16 protein-coding genes are annotated in these 20698 nt (G+C 39.1%); 7 read left to right on the forward strand and 9 right to left on the reverse strand.

The genetic code is table 11. The features are described 5' to 3' along the window. Positions 1–62 precede the first annotated feature (62 nt). From DSM02_RS00320 to DSM02_RS20270, 5 genes are all read right to left on the reverse strand, one after another. Positions 63–1727, reverse strand: coding sequence for a RagB/SusD family nutrient uptake outer membrane protein (locus DSM02_RS00320; protein ID WP_128763781.1), 1665 nt, complete (start codon positions 1725–1727; stop codon positions 63–65). An 11-nt stretch (positions 1728–1738) separates the two neighbouring features. Then, the gene (locus tag DSM02_RS00325; RefSeq protein ID WP_128763782.1) at positions 1739–4888 is read right to left on the reverse strand and encodes a SusC/RagA family TonB-linked outer membrane protein; all 3150 of its coding nucleotides are present in this window, start codon (positions 4886–4888) and stop codon (positions 1739–1741) included. Positions 4889–5464: 576 nt separating this feature from the next. Next, positions 5465–6133 carry a helix-turn-helix domain-containing protein gene (locus DSM02_RS00330; protein WP_236638889.1) on the reverse strand — a complete coding sequence of 223 codons (669 nt, stop codon included), beginning with the start codon at positions 6131–6133 and terminating at the stop codon, positions 5465–5467. Further along, complete coding sequence (locus DSM02_RS00335; protein WP_128763783.1) at positions 6130–7782, reverse strand: tetratricopeptide repeat-containing sensor histidine kinase; 1653 nt, start codon at positions 7780–7782, stop codon at positions 6130–6132. The genes DSM02_RS00330 and DSM02_RS00335 overlap by 4 nt, the downstream gene beginning before the upstream one ends. 20 nt (positions 7783–7802) lie before the next feature. Next, positions 7803–7973 (reverse strand): hypothetical protein, encoded by a 171-nt coding sequence (locus tag DSM02_RS20270; RefSeq protein WP_164918198.1) that lies wholly within the window; start codon positions 7971–7973, stop codon positions 7803–7805. Between the two features lie 360 nt (positions 7974–8333). Here DSM02_RS20270 and DSM02_RS00340 point away from each other — a divergent pair, with 360 nt between their 5' ends. The 7 genes from DSM02_RS00340 (at position 8334) to DSM02_RS00370 (ending at position 16960) form a co-directional block, all read left to right on the forward strand. Beyond that, entirely contained in the window at positions 8334–8870 is a 537-nt protein-coding gene (locus DSM02_RS00340; RefSeq protein ID WP_128763784.1) for a hypothetical protein, read from the forward strand. Positions 8871–9296: 426 nt separating this feature from the next. After that, positions 9297–9614, forward strand: coding sequence for a hypothetical protein (locus DSM02_RS00345; protein WP_128763785.1), 318 nt, complete (start codon positions 9297–9299; stop codon positions 9612–9614). A 378-nt stretch (positions 9615–9992) separates the two neighbouring features. Beyond that, positions 9993–10688, forward strand: coding sequence for an ABC transporter ATP-binding protein (locus DSM02_RS00350; RefSeq protein ID WP_128762069.1), 696 nt, complete (start codon positions 9993–9995; stop codon positions 10686–10688). A 21-nt stretch (positions 10689–10709) separates the two neighbouring features. Beyond that, entirely contained in the window at positions 10710–13184 is a 2475-nt protein-coding gene (locus tag DSM02_RS00355) for a TonB-dependent siderophore receptor (RefSeq protein WP_128763786.1), read from the forward strand. Positions 13185–13186: 2 nt separating this feature from the next. Continuing rightward, on the forward strand, positions 13187–14614 hold the full coding sequence (locus DSM02_RS00360; protein ID WP_128763787.1) for an ABC transporter permease: 1428 nt from the start codon (positions 13187–13189) through the stop codon (positions 14612–14614). A 2-nt stretch (positions 14615–14616) separates the two neighbouring features. Then, the gene (locus DSM02_RS00365) at positions 14617–15882 is read left to right on the forward strand and encodes an ABC transporter permease (protein WP_128763788.1); all 1266 of its coding nucleotides are present in this window, start codon (positions 14617–14619) and stop codon (positions 15880–15882) included. A gap of 25 nt (positions 15883–15907) precedes the next feature. After that, the gene (locus tag DSM02_RS00370; RefSeq protein WP_128763789.1) at positions 15908–16960 is read left to right on the forward strand and encodes a succinylglutamate desuccinylase/aspartoacylase family protein; all 1053 of its coding nucleotides are present in this window, start codon (positions 15908–15910) and stop codon (positions 16958–16960) included. A 480-nt stretch (positions 16961–17440) separates the two neighbouring features. Here DSM02_RS00370 and DSM02_RS20515 read toward each other — a convergent pair whose 3' ends face one another. The 4 genes from DSM02_RS20515 to DSM02_RS00390 all read right to left on the reverse strand — a co-directional run bounded on the left by DSM02_RS20515 (position 17441) and on the right by DSM02_RS00390 (position 20497). Continuing rightward, positions 17441–17623 (reverse strand): type II toxin-antitoxin system RelE/ParE family toxin, encoded by a 183-nt coding sequence (locus DSM02_RS20515; protein ID WP_240673940.1) that lies wholly within the window; start codon positions 17621–17623, stop codon positions 17441–17443. A 3-nt stretch (positions 17624–17626) separates the two neighbouring features. Then, a complete protein-coding gene (locus DSM02_RS00380) occupies positions 17627–17815 on the reverse strand; it encodes a hypothetical protein (protein ID WP_240673941.1) in 189 nt (62 codons plus the stop codon). Between the two features lie 447 nt (positions 17816–18262). Continuing rightward, entirely contained in the window at positions 18263–19561 is a 1299-nt protein-coding gene (locus DSM02_RS00385; protein WP_128763791.1) for a TlpA family protein disulfide reductase, read from the reverse strand. A 621-nt stretch (positions 19562–20182) separates the two neighbouring features. After that, positions 20183–20497 (reverse strand): DUF6730 family protein, encoded by a 315-nt coding sequence (locus DSM02_RS00390; protein ID WP_128763792.1) that lies wholly within the window; start codon positions 20495–20497, stop codon positions 20183–20185. Positions 20498–20698: the final 201 nt, after the last annotated feature.

Below are 20698 nucleotides of genomic sequence, written 5' to 3' on the forward strand. Positions count from 1 at the left end.
CGGAGTGTAGTTACCCATCCATAAATCGATTCCTTTTTCTTTAACCTCTTGATCAAAAAAACTTAGTAGCCTGCATTCTGAGTGATGAGACCTTCCGGGCTACTGTCTATGTAGCGTTGTGGGATAGGCCAATACTCGTGGGTGCCTTCTATAAAATTAGCATTTGTTAAATGTGTACGGCGTGTTTTTTCAACTTCAAGATACGCATTGATTACTTTTTCAGCTTGTCCCCAGCGTACCAGATTGAAGAACCGATGCCCTTCCATAGCCAATTCTAAACGGGTTTCCAGATGAACCGCTTCACGGGCTGCATCTTTGTCGGTCCAGTTAGTATCATAGGTGGCTACACTATAATTTGCAGCATCGTGCGAACCGTCTAGCGTTTTTACCGTTTCGGTATTGGCAGCACGTGTTCTGATCTGATTCACTAAAGCTCTTGCTTCTTCAAGTTTATCTAACTCAACAGCAGCTTCAGCTCTCCACAAGAGCACTTCAGCATAGCGTATGATGTAATAATTTAAAGCGTTCACATACGGCCAGGTATTTACAAAGGCTGGAGAGTTGGCAGAAACTATTCGCTTCTTAGGAGCCAGAGGACCATATGTAGCCAGATCACGTGCCCAGCTTGCGTCATAAAGAATATCTAAATCCTTATAAGGAATACCGGGACGTCCTACTGTAATATCTAAACGAGGGTCTACATTATCTGCATCGGTCAGGTTGATGTTATTGTCAACCGGTAAACCGTTGGCATCTGTTTTAAAGGTATTGATCAAATTTTGTGAAGGACGGTGAAAACCATACTGGGAGTAGAACGGTCCGCCCGGTGCCGTTAAACGATCTCCGATACTTCCATTATAGTTATCAGGTTGGCCATCATTCACCGTATGTTGTACCGCAAAGATCACCTCTTTACTGTTATCATTTTCCGGCAAAAACACCTCCTGAAAATCCTCTAAAAGTCCGTACTGACTATTGAGTACTTCTGTGCTGTTATCATAAACTTTTTGCCATTCTTGCTGAAATAAATAGCACTTAGTCAAATACGCTTTAGCAGCAACTTTGGTAGGTCTTCCCAAGTCGGTTTGTGTATCGGGTAAGCCTTCATAAGCTGTCTGAAAATTCTCTTCAATTTTAGTCCATAGCTCTTCAGATGTAAATTCTGTATTGGATTTAGCATAATCAGCAACAGTCAGTGCAGATTCATCAATATAGGGGATATGGTTGTAGATCTTTTTAAGTTCAAAGTAATAATGCCCGCGTAAGAAGTTCAGCTCTGCGTGGCGTTGTACCTTAAGTTCTGAATCAAAATCTTCTGATGCATTGAGTAATTTTATCGCTTCGTTACTGCGTTTTACTCCTTCGTAGAGTGCCATCCATTTGCGCTCTACATCAAGTACACTAGAATTGGTATTGAAAATTTCCATCTGGTGAATGTTGTTATTGTCACCAGTACCGCCGCCACCTTTATAGGCGTCGTCAGATACCACATCTCCAAAACTCCAGTTAGAAGCCGGGGAGTTGTAGGCGTTACTTGCACCGTCAAACTGACCGTTAAGTACACTGTAGGCAGCGATGATTGCACGCTCTACATTTTCAGCTTTTGTCATTTCTGACGGAGCTACTTCCCCATAGGTGGTCTCATCCAGATAGTCATTAGAACACGACAAGCTGTTAGCTGCAAAAGCCAGAATAAATATATATTGAATAGTTTTAGTACGTTTCATAAAGATCATTTTTAAAATGTTGCGTTGATTCCCAGAGTGAATGTGCGAGATGGAGGGTAAATTCCACGATCTACACCAATGTCTAAATTCCGGTTGCTTGACGAATAGTTCTGCAAACCTATTTGTGGATTCATACCGCTATAATTAGTAAGGGTAAACAAATTTGTAGCTTGCCCAAATACTCTTAGTTTAACACCCAATAACTCTTCTGGCTCAAAGGTGTAGCCGATCTGCATATTTTGCAGTTTGAAGTAAGACCCGTCCTCTACATAATACGATGAAGGTCTGATGTTGTTATTAGGATCATCAAGCGATAATCTGGGAATAGAAGATCCCGTATTTTCCGGGGTCCATGCATTTAAAACAGCACTGTCTTTGTTGTAAGCCGCCTGATTGAAGAACTGTGTTTTGTATTTGGTTAGATTGTATAGATCGTTACCAAAGCTTCCATTAAAGAACATCCCCAGATCAAAGTTCTTATACGTGAAGTTTAAATTGAGTCCTAGCAGTACATCTGGATGCGGAGAACCTATAAAAGTACGATCGTCACTGTCAATAACCCCATCGCCGTTAACATCTTCAAAGCGTAGATCTCCCGGTTGTGCATTAGGCTGAAGACCGTAATCTAAAACTTCCTGTTCGCTTTGAAAAATTCCAGAAGCAACGTGCCCGTCAAATGAACCGATAGCATGACCTACGGCACTTCTGGATACTTCCTGATCAAAGTTTACACTGTGTAAAGTAGAGCTTGGTATTCCCAGATAAGGAACGCTGTTCAATTGGGTAAGCTCGTTTTTATAAGCTGTTGCGTTTAACGCAACATTGTACCCAAAGTCTCCGTGTTTATCAGCGTATGAAAGATCTAATTCAAAACCGTGGTTTTTCATCTCCCCATCATTAATCCATTGACCGTCATTAGTACCGCCGTAAGTCAACGGAATGATGTTGTAAACCAGAATGTCTTCGGTTTTTTTATTGAAATATTCAGCAGTTAATTGCAGCTTATTATTGAAAAACCCAAGGTCAACCCCAAATGTGGTTTGCGTTGAAGTTTCCCATTCCAGATCAGCATTAGGAACACGAGTCTGAGTAAGACCGGTATTCACATTGTTCTGACCTCCACCAATTCCATAATCAGAATTTGCATTGTTGTTTCTGTAGCTATCTACTGTAGAGTAAGAAGGTACTTGCTGGTTACCGGTTTGCCCCCAGCTTCCGCGAATTAAGAAGGACGAGAACGCATCTCCCAGGTCAAAGAAATCTTCACGGTCTAAACGCCATCCTGCAGAAAATGCAGGAAAGGTACCCCAATTGTTGTTAGCAAGCTTAGAAGTCCCATCACGACGTACCGTAGCAGTGAATAAATACTTCTGATCATAGTCGTATTTAACCTGACCAAAATAGGAGTTAAGCGCCCACTCATTAGCAGACCCTGAATTTAGCTGATTTTCTGTTCCAAAACTCAAATAACGGAAGTTAGGATCTTCATATAAGAAGTTTTGACGTGAGGCATCAAAGCCCTCGTAATAATATTTAATAGCCTCCTGACCTACTAAAACTTCCAGATTGTTCAAATCTATTTTCTTTGAATAGTTAAGCGTGTTAGTCCAGGTCATCTGGTAATTGAAACTGTTGCTGGTGCTCAAAGAATTCACAAGATTTTGAGATAAAATCTCGTTATACAGCGGAGAGAAGCTGCGTCTGTTATTCGCTTGATAATCTATACCTAAAGAAGTACGCGCTGTAAAATCACTGATAGCAATTTCAGCAAAAACATTACCTAAAGCCTGAATGCTTTTTTGCTTATTGTCTTTAGAGCGGTTAAGGCTTCCTAAGGGATTAGAAATATCATTGATAGGATTACCACCATAATTACCATTGATATCTTTGATAGGAACGATAGAAGGAAATTGTAGCGCATTGTAAACAATAGAACCTAAGGAGCTGTTAGTACCTACTGAAACACGTTCTTTATAGGAAGCGGTAAAGTTTTCACCCACAGTTACAATGTCCATAATCTTGTAGCTTGAGTTGAATCGCGCTGAAACCCGTTCAAAACCAGTATCTTTAATGATACCTTTCTGGTTAAAATACCCTATAGAAAAAGCGTGTTGTGCTTTTTCATCACCTTTAGACATTGAGATGTTGTAAGACTGTACCGGTGCCGCTTGCATAATCGCATCTATCCAATCTACGTTACCGCTTGGTATGGTCTGATCTGCATCAAGCCATTGTGGAATTACCGGATTGTCAGGATCGTTGCCATACACATCACTAGCTGGTGTTTGGCCGTCATTTTTAAAAGCCTGCCATAATGCATCACCATATTGTTGAGCATTTAGCATTCTCGGAAGGTTGAAAGAAGACTGCACCCCGTAATAGGCATCCAGGCTGATAGCGTAACTTCCGTTTTTGCTTCCTTTTTTAGTAGTCACTACAACCACACCATTTGCAGCACGCGAACCGTATATAGAAGAAGATGCAGCGTCTTTAAGCACCTGAATGGTTTCAATATCTGAAGGGTTTATTCCGTTCAGGCCGTTTGAAACCGGTACTCCGTCAATAACAACTAGAGGATCATTGTTGTTGATCGTACCAAAACCGCGCACGCGGATAGAGGTCCCTCCACCCGGACTGTTATCGCTCATGATTTGTACACCCGGAAGTCGTCCTTCAAGCATTTCTGTTACGTCAGCAGTAGGTATGGCAGTAATTTCTTCAGGATTTATAGAAGCAATAGAGCCTGTTACATTTCGTCTAGATTGCTCACCATATCCGGTAATAACCACTTCATCAAGCGCATTATCGTCTTGTTGAAGTTGTATAGTGATGGCATCCAAAGATTCAATAGTTAGTGTTTGAGTTTTAAAACCTACATAAGAGATTTTAAGTTCAACCGGAAGTTCAGAAACGGTTAACTCAAAGTTCCCGTCAAAATTTGTAGAGGCACCGTTAGTGGTGTTTACCTGCATAACAGAAGCTCCGGGTAGGGGCATTCCGGTATGGTCTAAAATGGTTCCGGTTAGTGTTTGTTGTGTAACATCGTCGGCTCGTAATGTAGTAGCCTGTAAGCTGTAAGAGAATACTAAAATGGCGAATGCAACCAGAATTTTAGGCACACGCACTTGTAATGTAAAATAATTGAGTATTTTGTTAATCATCAGAATTAAACTATGGATTTGTACTGTAGTTTTATTTAAAGACCCCGTTTCTGCTGCAACAGAAACGGGCTTTAAGTTTTGGGCTAATTCAAAAAAATCAGTCGTATAGGCTTAGTTTTAGAGGTTAAACAGAATTGTGGTGCAAATGAACTGTTTCTTGTATAGAACTAGTTTATGGGAAGATTATCTAAAACTTAAGAAGTAAAAGCTTTTACTAAGAAATATAACCTTGAGATTATATAGATAACGTTTAAATTAAGTTTAGCTAAAACAGGTAAGCGTTGAATACATTACAGGTGATCGCTCTTCCCGAAAGCTATCAGGAGTGCTTGAGCTATTATGAGTTCTAAATAAAAACATCCCTTAAAAAGATGATTTAAAGGGATGTACTCAAGGATCAACCTACACTGTTCAGGCATTGTAATCGGGTAGAAGGACTTGGATGAAGGCGATCGCGAGAGGTGTTTTTCTAACCTTTAAGCGAGCTATAACTGAAAGCCCTAATAAAAGCTCAGAATAACATCTTGAACTGATAATCGTTTCTCTTTTTCAATTCAGAATTTTTTTAACTGAAAACTATATAAGACCCAGGTCTTTAGCATTGGAGATGAGGTGAACGGCATTATTTGCTTTAAACTGAATGCGTAAGCGGTTGATGCGCTTTTCTATAGAGCTGATTCCGTTTGGGGAAATATCATGTTCCTTAAAATAATCGCTTACTTCTTTGTTTGACAAGCCGGAAGACAGCTTCTTAAGAAGAATAAAATCATAATCCTCAATGTCAAGGCTGTGTCTTTTTTCTAGAGCTTTAGCGACCTGATGTGAGATGTAAGGTTTGTTGTTAGTTATAGCATCTAGTGCAGCAGATAAATGGTTAATGCTTTGCCGGCTTTTAAAAACGTATGCATTGATCTTGAGTTCTTCAAATAAAAAACGGATGCGCTGCAGGCGCTCTTCCATAGAAAAAACGATGATGTTGAGATTTTTCTGGTATTTGCGCACAGCAGAGATGAGTTCATCCCCACTTTTTAATTTTTGGGTGCGGTGGTCTTCTTTAAACGAAAGATCTGAGATCAAAAGATCAAAAGGGTCTTCATCGTTCAAAGCTCTTAAAAACTTGATATAGGCATCATCACAATACTCTGTGACAACAACTTCCTGAGCCCCTAATCGTTTAACTTCTTCTTCAATATTGCGGGTATTCCAACCCAAATCTTCAGCGATTAAAACTTTTCTAAACATCATAATACTATTTGAACTTTAAACCCTTTATTAGATTCTGATTCAAAATTAATAGTTCCTTTTATTGCCCGAATACGGAATTCCATATTCTCCATACCATTTCCTTTAATTACTGGTCCTCCAATGCCGTTATCACTGTAATTTATATGTAAATGTTTGTTTTTACTTTCAAAAGAAAGCAAGATCAAGCTGGCTTCGCTGTGTTTTTTTGCATTTGTAAGCAGTTCGCCAAGCACCATATAGATGGTGTCTTTTTTTAGCTGACTAAACACCGTCCAATTTATCTGATCTAAATTTCGGGTAATGATAGACAGCTCTTCTGTCTTATACGAATTTAAACGGCTCGTTAGTTGATCTTTAAAATTAGCACCTTCGATCAGCGGACTATGGTCTTTAGAGATGTTTCGGGTTTCAATATAAATTTTATCTAACCGGTCTAAAATATGCTCGGGTACGCTATTGAGGTTCTGCAATTCAGAAAGTACCTGAAAGGTATCATTAGCAAGACCGTCGTGTACTTTTTTTGAAATGGAAGCTTCGGTCTGCCTGATCGTTTTGAGCAAGCGTGTTTTTTTACGTTGCTGCATCCATACAAGCCCACCTGTACCCATCACGAGTAGCAAAACAATTCCGGAAAGATATAAGGTATTTATCCGTTTTTGACGTTCATTTTCCAGCATTGCCTGCTGTGTTTTTTGCTGTTCTTGCTCCACATCATACTCCATCGCTGCATACGTATTCCGGTTGGCTTGTTTAACCGTGTTGATGCTATCGCTTAAAAACTTAAAACGCTGTGCAAGCGTATCGCTTTTTAGATTTACAAGAATTCCTAAAGCTTCGTGCTCATATTCAGGATCTTCTATTTGGTAAGACAGTTCTAATGCCTGCATGGCGTAGGTATTGGCACTATCTAAATTATCAGCTTGCTTATGATATAAGGCTAAATGCCGGTAGTTAGAAAAAAGTCCGTGAGGGTCGTTTAGTTTTTTTCGTAATGCAAGGGATTCGTGAAGATGCACGAGGCTAGAATCGTTTTTGGCTAGTAATTCCGTGTATCCCAAGTTGTCTAGAATGTAAGCTTTTAGATAATTTGACTCAATATTTTTAAGCATTTTAAATGCATATTTTAAAGTATCTGATGCAGGAGCATACGCCTGTTGTTCTCTAAGTACATTTGAAATAGTGATCATGATCTGTGCGCTGTCCGTTCCGGTTTCTGCGTGAGCGAGACTGCGTCGTTGCAACGCCAAACTTTTATCGTAGGCTTTCAGGTTTTTATAGAGTAGGCTTAACTGGTAATAAATGCGTTTACGGGTTGCAGTTGTTGATCGTGCAGTATCCTTTTTGGTAAGTTTTAAGGCCTCTACCAATATAGTTTCAGAATCATTATAAGCACCAATATTAAATTTACCGATTGCCAGAAGTTCTAAGTTATAAAGTGCTTGAGTATAATTTTTTTGTTTGAGGTTCTTCTGGTAGGCGTTTGTATAATAGCGTATCGCTTCGTTATAGATCGATGGATTAGAGGGGTTGAGTAAAACCTTGTAATAGTTGGCGACTGTAGTGTCTTTATTGATTGCCTGTTGTCCTATAGCCGGAAACTGAATAAATGAAAACACTAAAAAGAGGAATGAAAGATGGGGGTTTTTCATTCCTCAAAAATACTATTAAATTAATTATTTTCTGCTACGCTATCTTTGGGTGGAGGTGGCGGAACCATAGGTGGTACTTCACCACAACAGGCTTGCGACGAGGATAATTCTTCATCTAATATATCTGGATTACACGCATAAATACTCAGAGTAAGGAAAACCGTAAGGCTAATAAGAGGTATTTTTTTCATTTTGTATGTTTTTAGAATCAGACATACCTGTGGCTGTCTGTTGTTTTTAAATGAGGATTACAGACGGAAGTTTTCCGTCATTAAAAAGAAAGAGACGTCTCTCTTTGGGTGAGAAGTACGGTGTAGTAGAAGCAGTTTAACTACTTCTCAATCGTTAGATCTACAGCTACTAACACAGCTTTTTTTAAATCAAACAGCTTTTAATACCCTATGCACAAGGAGTTTGATTGATTTATGCAGCAAATGAACAGGGATTTTGACACAGGTGTGGGAAGAAGACAGGAAAGCTTCTGGAAATATTTTGGAAAAGGAAAATCCTGAAAGTTTCTAGTGATTTTAATAGGGAATTCAAACTGAAAAATGAGTCATAGAAAACTTATTGTAAACGCTTTTGAACGTGCAGAAAAAGAAGAGGAGCTTAAAGGAAATAAGAAACCTTCTAAGAGCGCTCGTGCTTTAGAGATTTCGGTAGCATTGTATGAGCAATCTGGAGTACAAATAGGAGAAAAGAGTTTGCGGAACTATTACAATCTGGCTCTAAAAAATACGGCAGGAGATATCAATATAGCTCAGGTCGAAGTAGTAAAGGGACTTTTGAAGTATTTAGCATTTAAAGATTATAAAGAGTTTATTTCTGAAAAAAAGGGAAGCTTTGATGCTGAAGTTGAGAGCGAACAAGAGGAGAAGATAGGTGAAGAAGAGCGAACAGGAGCATATTTGAATATTACAAGAAATACCATTGTATTATTAATTCCGCTACTTATGTTTTTCTTGGTTCTAGCTACTTTTTTTATTCCGTGTTGTATTCTGTTTAGAAAAACACGATTGGGCTGGTGTGGAAAATTTACGATTAGGAATAACCAGGCTTTTGAATTGAATTATGTTCAAATGGATTAGTGAATTAGATTTGACCTTAAGATATTAGAGTAACTGTTGAAATGTACTTTCTTGATAGTTTTATAAAATTGTATCTATGATTGAGTAGATTTTTGACGCACACGATATTCAAACTTAATAAGTTTTAAATTATTTAATAGTGGAGTCGGGCGGTAAAGCCAAATGTTTATTGTTCAGTTCTTTATAGGACTTCTCAAGGATTTTTAAAAAAGCGGTATACCGGATAGACTTTTTAAGGTGTTCAAAGGAAATATGCCCTATTTCTGTGATGATTTAATAAGAATTTCTATACTTAAAATTTTAGACACCCATAAACAACTATGTAAACTGCACCTTTCAAGTAGTTTATATTTTTTTAAACCTAAACCAGCACTTTCGGTTTAAAAAGTCTTTTGTCTGTACTAAACTAAGGGTATATTTGCCGCAATGTTCAAAAAGCGTAACGCACATATTATCCCGATTTTCTTTTTGGCGGCATTTGCCCTCCTGCGGATTTTAAATGTGCATACCTTTGTTCACGTTTTTGAAGATCAGCAGGAAGTAGTTGATTGTAAGTACTGCCATATGGTAGTTGCCAGCGATCAGGGAACTCCACTGACCACTACACCAGAAGCTTTAACGCATAATTACATTCATTTTGAAGCCTTGCAGGCTGTTGAAGTTAACAATGTTTATAATGAACCTACGCTCAAGCTTTTAAAGTTTTCCTATTTATTCAATAAGCCGCCTCCGGTGGTTTCCTAAGTACTGTTACGTCTTTTTTTGACTTCCGGCTTTGCTTGAAACCATACAATCTTTGGTTGAGGTCTGGGGGTGTACAGTACATTTTCGTTTAAGGATTTAAGCAATTTTACACCTGATTATTTACTAGCGGCCCTTTGATAGAACAGGCTTTTGGTCTGTATACTATTGAATTTACAGTGCAGCCTGTATACAGCCTAAGGGTTTTGATATCACAAAATGAGTGATGTCACCTATGGTTTAGGTGTTGTTTAAAATCCTTCCTTTTTCCTTTTACTTAAAATTTTTGATCAGACAGCAAGGAGCTCAATCTCTGGGTTTTGCTATCAACCTATTGGGGATTGCTGTCTGTAATCTTACAACCTATAAAACATAAAACTTATGATTCAAGCACTTAACCTTACTAAAAGGTACGGCTCGCATTTGGCATTAAACAACCTCAATCTGCAAATCAATCCTGGGGAAATCTGCTGTTTGCTGGGGCAAAACGGAGCCGGGAAGAGTACTACCATTAATCTTTTTCTGGGCTTTATAGAACCTACTTCAGGGAATACCCTAATTAACGGAGTTAACGTTCAGGATCATCCTCAGGAATCTAAGAATTATCTGGCCTATATCCCCGAAACGGTGATGTTGTATCCCAATCTTACGGGTATTGAAAATCTGGAGTATTTCTCCAGTCTGGCTGGTTTTAAGTACAGCAAGACTGAACTCATCGCGTTTTTACTCAAAACCGGTTTACAGGAAGAGGCGCATAATAAGCGTCTGGGTGGCTATTCTAAAGGGATGCGTCAAAAGGTTGGGATCGCGATAGCGATAAGTAAACATGCAAAAGCCTTGTTTCTGGACGAACCTACCAGTGGTCTGGATCCTAAAGCTTCTAATGAATTTACGAAGATCATCAGGCAACTCTCAGACTCTGGTACGGCAATTCTGATGGCAACGCACGATATTTTCAGGGCAAAGCAGGTAGCTCATAGTATAGGCATATTGCGCTCGGGCGATTTTGTCTCGCAAATCAAAGCTGCTGACATTTCTGCAAACGAGCTGGAAGAACTTTACCTACAAACCGTTTAATAACCCCTACACTCCAATACAATGATTTCCATAAAACAAGTGCTATTTTCTTTTTGCTTTATAGTCTTTGCTGAAGCAAGTGCGCAGCAAGTTACCGGGCAGGTGAAAGATGCCGATACAAATATTCCCATCCCGGGAGCCACAGTACAAATCAAAAATACCAAACAAGGTACCGTAACCGATTTTGAGGGCAACTTCCGTTTGAATGGAAGCGGCAGCTTAGAAATTTCGTATTTAGGCTATAAAACATCAACGGTCAATCCCGATTCTACTTTTGTTACTATTTATCTTAAAGCTGAAAATTTTGCCCTCGACGCGGTTGAACTTGTAGGCCGAAAAGCGCAAACTTATACCAGTGATTATTCATTCTCCGCAACGCGTACTTCAACCTTAAATAAAGATATTCCGCAGGCGATAAGTACGGTGACCAAAGAATTGATAGACGAGCAGCAGGGCATACAGCTCGCTGATGCTGTGAAGAACGTGAGTGGGGTTTCGCCCAGCAGTTTTTACAATCAATATTCCATCCGCGGGATCAGTCAGAACGAAGAGGGGCAACTGATTAACGGAATGCGTACCCGCCAGTTTTATTTTTTGCAGCCGTTGCTGGCCAATGTGGAGCGGGTTGAAGTTATAAAAGGTCCGGCAAGTGCTACTTTTTCAAGCGTAGATCCCGGCGGAAGTATCAATCTGGTAACCAAAAAGCCACTGGATGTGGAGCGTAACGAGGTTAAATTCACCACCGGAAGTTTTAGTACGATTATGGCCGCTGTAGACTTTACGGGTCCGTTGAATGAGGATAAAACCTTGCTTTACCGTTTTAACGGGGCCTATGTGGAAGCCAATAGCTACCGCGACAACATCAATAATACCTCGTTGTTATTATCGCCTTCGTTTACCTATTTAGCCAGTGAAAAAACCGCTATAAACGTCGAGCTGATCTACAGCGATATGAAGGGGAAATTAGATCGCGGTCAACCTATTTTTGGTGCCGAAGCCGGCGTGACCGATCTGAACAGTACCCCCATAAGTTTGAATCTGGGTGCGCCCAATGACTTTTTCAACTCCAAACAATTTATCATCACCGGAAATCTTACGCACCAGTTTACCGACCAGATAGGCTTTACCACAACCTACATGAAGCAGACCTGGAAAGAAGATTTACAAGAAAGACGCACCACAAATGGGTTTGGAGTTGATATCGATAACAATCCTGTATCCACCCTGGCCGCGATGCGTTTTATACACCGTCAGCAGTCGTGGAGTGTAGACAATGTCAATAGCTATTTTAATTTTGACTTCAATACCGGTGCATTCAAACACAAATTGCTGGTGGGGTATGATCTGCACAGCTGGGCAAAATTAGAAGGCGGAGGACAAAATCAGGCACGGGGCTATCTGTTGAATGACGGTTCGGTAACTAATGCTTTTGATCCTGCAAATGCCGCAGCATATCAAACCTATTCCTACGAAGGGATGATCTTGCCCAGACCTAATGTGCCGCATTACAATCTGGAAGACCCTAACAATACCCTGAATAACCTTACCGACTATAATTTTAACGGAAGGTCAGCTTTTCCTACCGCACTGACCGAGACCCACGCGGCGTATCTGCAGGAACAGCTTACCTATAAGCGCTTCCATCTTTTATTCAGTTTGAGACAAGAATGGTTCCGCGATGTGACCAACCGGGGTGAGGTTGATGAAATTTCGTTTACCAACAGGGCGCTGCTGCCGCGTATAGGGCTAACCTATACCGTTAATGACCAGATCAATGTGTATGGAACCTATCTGGAAGGCTTTCAACCCCAATCCAATACAGTTACTATTATGTCAAATACTGCAAATTTTTACGGCAGTACCGACGATTCGGCCAGTAGATTTAAGCCATTAGAAAGTGATTTAAAAGAGGTAGGTGCCAAAATCACCCTGCTGAAAAATAAGCTCCACATCAATACGGCACTCTTTGAAATAAATCAGAAAAACCTGTTGCTTAATGCCAACGTCCCTTCAGCTCCAGATTCTTTGGTTACCCGCGGAGCGGAGCGCAGTAGAGGTTTTGAAGTAGATGTTACTGGTTATTTGTTGCCCAACTGGCAGATGTATGGCTCCTTTAGCTACAATGATGCAAAGATTATTGAAGACAATGATCCGGCGCTTATCGGCGCCCGTAAGCAAAATACGCCGATTACAACCGCTACTTTGTGGACGCGTTATAACTTTTTGAGTACTTCAAAACTACACGGACTGGGAATAGGTTTTGGCGCACAACATTCCGGGGATAAAGTACCTACTTATGACCGCAGTTTTAAAACGCCGGCCTATACCTTACTGGATCTAGCTGTCTATTTTACACCCAAAAACAGCAACATCCAGCTCAATCTGGCGGTTAAGAATCTTACCGATAAAACCTACTGGGTCGGGGCTCAAAATTACCTCAGGTTGTTTCCGGGAGCGCCGCGTAACTTTTTAGCAACAGCAACATATAGATTTTGAAGATGAATAGTATCAGGAATATTATAAAAGTAGAATGGAAGAATATCATCAGGACCAAAACAGCCATGGTGCTAATTGGTGTCTTTGCGGTCCTGCTGTTGTTTTCAGCCTTTATAGGGGTGGAAAACACAGCAGAACAGAACAGCATACGCGAGACCTATCAGGAACAGGTGCACGATGATTACGTCAATCAGCCCGATCGCAATCCCCACCGGGTGTCCCACTACGGATATCTGGTTTTTAGAGAGCGTCCTGCGCTGAGTTTTTTTGAATTCGGGATTGAATCTTTTGCAGGAAACTCCATTTTTCTGGAAGCACACCGGCAAAACACCGTCAACCTGAGTGAGGCCGGCTTTTCAAACGGGATGTTGCGTTTTGGAGAACTCAGCATGGCGTTGATTTTACAATTGCTGGTGCCGCTCTTTATCTTTTTCATCGGTTATGGAACCCTTGCCGATTTAAAAGCCAACGGCGTGCTCAAGATCATGCTTGCCCAGGGCGTAAGTGCAAAGCGGCTTATTTGGGGTAAAACCCTGGGGATTTTCAGTTTTACCACGGTTGTTTTTATAGGAGCTATGCTTTTGATTTTTAGTATTGCATTTGTGGCGTATCCTGAAGCACTTACTTCAGCTGTGCTGTTACGCAGTCTTTTTGCAATGGCCCTTTACACGGTGTATTTCTTGATCTATTCGTGGATAACGGTGCTTATTTCTGCCAAAAGTTCGCGTGGAGGTGCAGCACTTATATCATTGATTCTGTTATGGATGCTTTGCGGAATTATTCTACCCAAAATGGCGCAAAATGTAGGTTATGCTTTGTTTCCCGCACCCTCCAAATTGGAGTTTGAGACCCGTATTACCGAAGACCTGGAGCAAGTAGGCGATTCTCATGATCCGGATGATGCGTATTATACCAGTTTTAGGGAAAAAACTTTGGCGGAATATGGAGTGGATGACGTTAAAGACCTTCCCTTTAATTATGCCGGACATTTAATGGCAGAAGGCGAGCGGATTACTACAGAACTGTACCGAAGCCATTTTGATGAGCTGATAGACACCTACACCAATCAAAACAGTATTGCAGCCTATTTGTCGTTTATCAATCCGTATTTGATGGTGCGCAATTTATCTATGGCAGCAACCGGGACCGATATGGCGCATTACATCGATTTTCAGAAACAAACCGAAGATTATAGATACCGGCAAACCCAGTACTTCAACGAACTTCATAAGAATGAAGTTGATGCCGAACGGAGCGGCACCCAGCGCCTGAATAGTGCGCGGTTTAAGGAAAGAGACCCTTTTGAATATGAAAACAGAGGGCTGTTCTGGGCCTTGTCTAATAATGTGATCACGTTGCTGGCGTTGGTGTTTTGGCTCATGCTTATCGTGTTGTCATTTTCTTTTGGTTTCAAAAAAATAAAATTATAATAATGAATACAGCATTTTTTAAACTCTTTGCAACCGAGTATAAAAACTTTGCCCGCAATCCCATAAGTATATTGGGCTTTGCAGTGATTTTTATCATAGGGATCTATGCTATTTTTCACGGAAAAAATACCGTATCCCAGCAGGAAGAAACCATTGATAAAATTGCGGAAATACAGGAAGCAGAGTTGTCTAAGAATAAGCGATTGTTTTCTGATAATCTGAGCTATTTTACCTATTATCAGTTTTATTACACGCAAAACGATCCCGGCAAATGGGCTGCTTTTTCTTTAGGACAACGTGATGTAAATAATTACAGTCTTAAGCTGCGTATACTTGCGCTTGAAGGGCAATTGTACGATACAGAACTCACCAACCCGATGACCTTATTATCGGGGAATTTAGACCTGAGCTTTTTGTTTGTGGTTTTGATGCCGCTGCTCATCATTGCGCTGTGTTTTAACCTGATTTCTTCAGAGCGGGAATCGGGTGTGTGGGCAGTAGTGGCTTCACAACCGTATTCGCTTTCCAGGATTATATTCTTAAAGTTTTCAGTGCGATTTCTTGCTATTTTGGGACTTTCTGTACTTCTATTGACAGCAGCTTTGTGGTTACTCGGGCTACCTTTTGATACCGATTTTGGTTTGGTGTTTTTATTGATTGTAGGTTACGAACTCTTTTGGTTTGCGTTGGTTTATGTGCTAACGCTGCTTAAGAAAAATTCAAACTACAATGCCGTCACGCTTTTAGGAATCTGGTTATTTCTGGTAGTGCTTCTTCCGGCATTAGGGAATGTTCTGGTTAACCGTTTCATACCCATACCGGAAGCCTTTTCGACCACCGTAACCCAGCGGGAAGCCTATCACGAAAAATGGGATATGCCCAGAAGGGAGGCGATGGAACCGTTTTATGAGGCTTATCCGCAATACCGATCGTACCCCATTCCTGAAGATGCATACAGCAACGGTTGGTATTACGCGATGCAATATGTCGCCGATCAGGAAGCCGGTAAAGATTCAAAATTGCTTTTTGAGAAGCTTGAAAAGCGTCAGGAAGTGAGTAAAAAACTCGGTTATTTTATTCCCAGTTTACTGCTGCAAAATACCTTTAACCGCATAGCGGAAACCGATTTGCAAGATCATCTCAATTATCTCGAAGCGGTAAAGAACTACCACAAAGCGATTTCTGAATTCTTTTATCCTCATCTCTTTAAAGGAAATTCTATTGATGAAAAGGACTGGGACGATTTTCCGGAATTTGACACTTATTAAATAAACAATTGAAACATTAAAAATCATGAAACATATAACAATCCTAATCCTTTTTATTTCTGTCCAATTCAGCTTTGGGCAGCGCTCTTTTACATTTGAAGGAACAGAAATCCCAGCAGGGACCAAAGCTCATTTTAAAATACCTGTAGAAGATTCAGGTGAATCCACTTTTATACCCATCACTATTTTTAATGGGGCAGCAGCAGGAGAAACGCTGGGTATCACGGCCGGTGTTCACGGATACGAGTATCCGCCTATTTTAGGGGCACAACGGCTTATAAAATCAATTGATCCCAAAAACTTAAAAGGTACAGTTATTTTGGTACAGGTAGCCAATTTGAACAGCTTCTTAAACCGAAAATCGTTTATGAAGCCGGAAGATGATGAAAACTTAAACCGCGTGTTTCCTGGAAAAAAGGATGGCAATTTGAGTGAGCAAATTGCTTACTATATATCCAATAGCATTATTAATCGGGTAGATTATTTTCTGGATATGCACGCCGGTGATGCTGCTGAAGATCTGATGAGCTACGGAGCCTATTACCGCAATGCGAATATGCCGGAAATTTCAGCAACCGGGAAGCGGATGGCATTGGCACTTGGTTTTGATCATATAGTAACGTTTAATACTGACGGTAAGGACTATATGAAAGCGGAAAACCCCAGTTTATATACTTCTGCTGAAGCTTTTAAAAGAGGAATTCCATCTACAGATATCGAATGTGGAAGGTTGGGTATTGCAGATATGCAAGCTGCTGCGCAGGTAGAACATGCCGTTCTGGGTTTGCTTCAGGAACTCGATTTTACATCAAATTCAAAAGAAGCTGCTCAAAATACTGCTAATATCATTACAGACCGAACCTATGCCGAGAGTTCTGTTTCCGGAATTTTCTATCCCTTAAAAAAAGCCGGAGACTATGTTGTTAAAGGAATGGAAGTGGGGTACATTACCGATTTTTTTGGGAACATAAAAGAAACCGTATATGCTGAAGCAAACGGACTCCTGTTACTGATTTTGGGAACTCCACCGGTTAATAAAGGAGAGACGCTTACGGTGATAGGACAATTTGAGCAGTAATCACTTTTCAGAATCAGTTGTGCATGGCTGCAGTTACTCCAGTCCTGTAAGTGCAAAATTCCCATCCTTTGAAGGAAGGGCCGGGGATGGATGTTTTTTTTATTTTAGAAAGAGTAATATGCATTAGTCACCTTTTAATTTTAACTCATAAAAGGCGGGCTAGCTTCGCTTCACCGCAGGAACTTCGGACCTGCAAATGCAAAATTCCCTTCGCTAGTGCTCAGCGGTCTTAAAAGCAAAAACTCCTGCTCAGGTAAACCTGGCAGGAGTTTTACGTTTTAATCCCTGGATGTTCAGTTACGAATATAATGATTTGCAGTTTGAGATCCACAAGATTCATTGTAGAAACCCAACTTTCTATTTAATATCCTTTTTTAAGTCTTGAGGATTTTGTCTAGTGTCGAAAATTGTAATTATTTCAATTTCCCTTGTATCCAATTTGATTCTGTAATAGAATCTAGTCTGTTTGGTTACGACACATTAATACGAATTCTTAAACTCTGATGATTTAGGACAACTATCCGGATGTATAGCTATTTGCTTAATTCTCTCGGTAAGTTTTAAAATGAATTTATCGCTACTTTTTAAGCCCCAATTTTCAACTAAATATTTTGAAAGTTTTAAGAGTTTAGCTTCGGCAAGCTCAGATAAAAATACATTCATCCGTTAAGATATTTTCTTTAAAAAAGATTCGTAGGAAATTCTTTTTCCATTATCTAAATCTTTTATGCCTTTCTTTATCTCTTTTTGTTCAGATAAATTTAATTCATCCCAAAAATCAATTTTTTCATTTTTCACAAAATCAGAGACACGTTGGATAAAATCAGAATTTTCGTTTTCTAATATGATTTTCAATAGTTCAATTTTGTTGCTTGAATATCCATATATTGTATTTTAAACAAATTTACGAATTTTATCAGTTGTTTTTTTACTGTTTGGCTAAGGTGAATTTTAATCTGGTCATTGAAACAAGTTTTGGAAAATTAAGCAGTTCTAGTCTAGGGAAGCTGAAAAGGCATCTTTTGTTTTACCGAAAAGTAAAGTATTAATCTAGAGGGTGCAAGTCACTTTTGGGAAGGGGTAATGTCTTGAAACATTAGTAAGTCACAAGGGTGGTGACCGTGAGGGCACATCTGAGGAAAGCGAGAACGAAAAAGCTTTAATTTCTGCTTATTAGAAGGCACTTCAAATTAGAGTCTCAAATGAAAAACCGATTGTATTTTTTATACTGCAGGCTTTACTGAATAATGAGATCAATTCTTTGAATTTTTTCATTTCATTTTAATGAGATTCTCTTGGCGTTTAATTCATAAATTTTTGTAGCTGCTTTGACAACTGGTCAACTCTTAAATTTTTGGCAACAATTTCTCCTTTATCATTTATAAGATAATTAGTAGGAAAGGATAAAACCCCATATTTCTTTACGAGGTTATTTTCAGTACTAGATAAAATTTGTTTCCAGGGAATTTGTGCCTTTAGTAAATATTTTTCCAGAGATTCTGGACTGTCGTTTGCAATACCAAGAAATTCAATTTTGTTTTTATCTAATTTTTCATATAAGGATTTTAATTCAGGCATTTCTATTACGCAGGGTCCACACCAAGTACCCCAAAATTCAAAAAAAAGATATTTTCCTTTATAATCATCTAATTGAATTGGTGTGTCAGAAAGAAAATCAGTGCCACCAAATGAAATAGCGGGAAATCCCACCTGCGTAGAATTTATGGCATCTTTAGCATTTGCCCTTTTTTGGATTCTTAGCTTTTGAGATGAAAAGTCAACCCCTAAATTCTTATATGTCTGTCCCTCTATTTCAAAGAATTCTTCAAGTTCTATTTTTTGATTATCCTGAATTTGTCTGCTGGAGTCAACCACGATAAGCGTTGATTCTTTATAGAAGGAAGGATCTGTAAATCCTGAGCTTACAATAAGGGTTTTGTCCTTATACTTAGCTTTAGCAAATTGGGGGAAATTTGCCAGAAGCGCACCTGATTTTTCTTTTAAAATGTTGTAGGCATATTTGATGCTCTTCACTTTATTATGAGAAAATACTTCACCATCAATCCAATGACATTTTTTGCTAAGCGCATCTATATCCTGAAGGTTGGTGCGGGGAAATTCATTAGGTGAAAAAGTTTCTTCGTCAGAAAAGTCTAAATTATTATTTGTGTCGATTCTATATTTAATATCTCCATTATCTAGTTTTGTGAGAGCAATATGTGAAAAACACTTTATCGGTTTCTCTGAAAGATCCAATTCTTTAAGATCCACATGTAGATGATTCAAAAATCCCTCGACAAATTGTTCTTCTAAATTACCCTGTTTATAGTTTTGATAGATGAATTGAATGGGATCGAATTGAATTATTTGAACTACAGGATTTTCCCAATTTGAAGGAATACCCGTTACTTCCATCTTAGTCTCTTCCCACGGCGTACCAGTAGTGCGATCTTGAAGATAAACATAGTTATAACTGGGAGCAAATGGTATAATTCCATTTACTATTTTAATATCGAGTTCTATAATTTCATCTTTCTCTCTATTTTGAGCCGAAGAGCAAACTGTAGTTAAAATTAAGAGAATTAGTAGTACTTTTTTCATGAAGATGATAATGATTATAGAGAATAAAAATTTATGCTGTTCAATTTAAACTTTTATGACAACTTATTCATTAGTCCTTGTGTTATTCATTCTTGAATACGCGTTAGGGCAATATAGGCTTACTTAAAATGTAAACACATTCCCTGTAAGCTTACGTGTATTAAGGGAATAAAACATGGAAATGACGATTTAATTGAAAAAGTCATTGAAATAATTCAATAATCCGGAGATAAGGAAGGTGTAAACTAAAATAGTCATTGGCATTTTATTTGACAGTATTTAATATAAATAAAAACCTCAATTTTTTTTCAAATATCCAATTTGCTAGCCGTGGTTTATAAATACATCGGGGGAGTAGTAGCAGGTATTAAAACCGATTCACTATCAAACATAACCAAAGTTAATCCCTTTCAATTTAGCACTTTTGATTAGTGCTGCTAATCTTTAATCAAATATCCATTATATACTTTAGAGCATGTTACAATTGCTTAAAATACTTTATCTATGGAAATCGAGATCATCATCTTAGCTAATCTCCCTTAACCATCATTTTTTCTTTCGAAAAGGCCTTTATAACGGCTAGGTTTTTTTGAAAGAAAAAATTAATCCCCGTTTTTCATATCAGCGTAGCAGCAGATAAATGAGAGCAAATGCTTGTGAAAGAAAAAGAAGCAGGACTAGCACTAGCAACCAATTCGGAATCGTTCGAGAGTGCTTAGTAAGTTTTAAGATTTCTTCCTGATTTTCCTGTTGAGTTGTTTGCTCGAGGTGTAGGTTTCTAAGATGCTCTTCAACTAGTTTTTCAATCTGAGTACTGTCTGCTTTTATAGCTGTGCTTTTCAGTTTTTTTTCAATCTTTTCTAGACTGTTGACTTCTTCCTTAAAGGAATACAATTCTTCAACTAGCAGTTCTGAGATTAGTTCAAGCTTTGTCATATTCCAATTCCTTTATCGATTACAATTTTTAGCACTTTCTTAGCCACAGCTTTAGCAAGGCTTGGTGCGATGGGCACGCTTGTTCCTGATAAAACAACACTTTTTGCACGGTTGATAGACTTGCAAATTACTTGCGGACATCGGGCGGAACGACCGAATTTTGACTGTTTCAATGTTTATAGGGCTTCACAAGGGGTGTGA

It is taken from the genome of Leeuwenhoekiella polynyae, assembly GCF_004104075.1.
Classification (GTDB): Bacteria; Bacteroidota; Bacteroidia; order Flavobacteriales; family Flavobacteriaceae; genus Leeuwenhoekiella; species Leeuwenhoekiella polynyae.

Bases quoted from the DNA above. Each gene is read 5' to 3' on its own strand.
- DSM02_RS00370 (WP_128763789.1), top strand. From the start codon at position 15,908: ATGAAACATATAACAATCCTAATCCTTTTTATTTCTGTCCAATTCAGC.
- DSM02_RS20515 (WP_240673940.1), bottom strand. From the start codon at position 17,623: ATGAATGTATTTTTATCTGAGCTTGCCGAAGCTAAACTCTTAAAACTT.
- DSM02_RS00355 (WP_128763786.1), top strand. From the start codon at position 10,710: ATGATTTCCATAAAACAAGTGCTATTTTCTTTTTGCTTTATAGTCTTT.
- DSM02_RS00385 (WP_128763791.1), bottom strand. From the start codon at position 19,561: ATGAAAAAAGTACTACTAATTCTCTTAATTTTAACTACAGTTTGCTCT.
- DSM02_RS00320 (WP_128763781.1), bottom strand. From the start codon at position 1,727: ATGAAACGTACTAAAACTATTCAATATATATTTATTCTGGCTTTTGCA.
- DSM02_RS00350 (WP_128762069.1), top strand. From the start codon at position 9,993: ATGATTCAAGCACTTAACCTTACTAAAAGGTACGGCTCGCATTTGGCA.
- DSM02_RS00390 (WP_128763792.1), bottom strand. From the start codon at position 20,497: ATGACAAAGCTTGAACTAATCTCAGAACTGCTAGTTGAAGAATTGTAT.
- DSM02_RS00360 (WP_128763787.1), top strand. From the start codon at position 13,187: ATGAATAGTATCAGGAATATTATAAAAGTAGAATGGAAGAATATCATC.
- DSM02_RS00365 (WP_128763788.1), top strand. From the start codon at position 14,617: ATGAATACAGCATTTTTTAAACTCTTTGCAACCGAGTATAAAAACTTT.
- DSM02_RS00345 (WP_128763785.1), top strand. From the start codon at position 9,297: ATGTTCAAAAAGCGTAACGCACATATTATCCCGATTTTCTTTTTGGCG.
- DSM02_RS00340 (WP_128763784.1), top strand. From the start codon at position 8,334: ATGAGTCATAGAAAACTTATTGTAAACGCTTTTGAACGTGCAGAAAAA.
- DSM02_RS00325 (WP_128763782.1), bottom strand. From the start codon at position 4,888: ATGATTAACAAAATACTCAATTATTTTACATTACAAGTGCGTGTGCCT.
- DSM02_RS00335 (WP_128763783.1), bottom strand. From the start codon at position 7,782: ATGAAAAACCCCCATCTTTCATTCCTCTTTTTAGTGTTTTCATTTATT.
- DSM02_RS00330 (WP_236638889.1), bottom strand. From the start codon at position 6,133: ATGATGTTTAGAAAAGTTTTAATCGCTGAAGATTTGGGTTGGAATACC.
- DSM02_RS20270 (WP_164918198.1), bottom strand. From the start codon at position 7,973: ATGAAAAAAATACCTCTTATTAGCCTTACGGTTTTCCTTACTCTGAGT.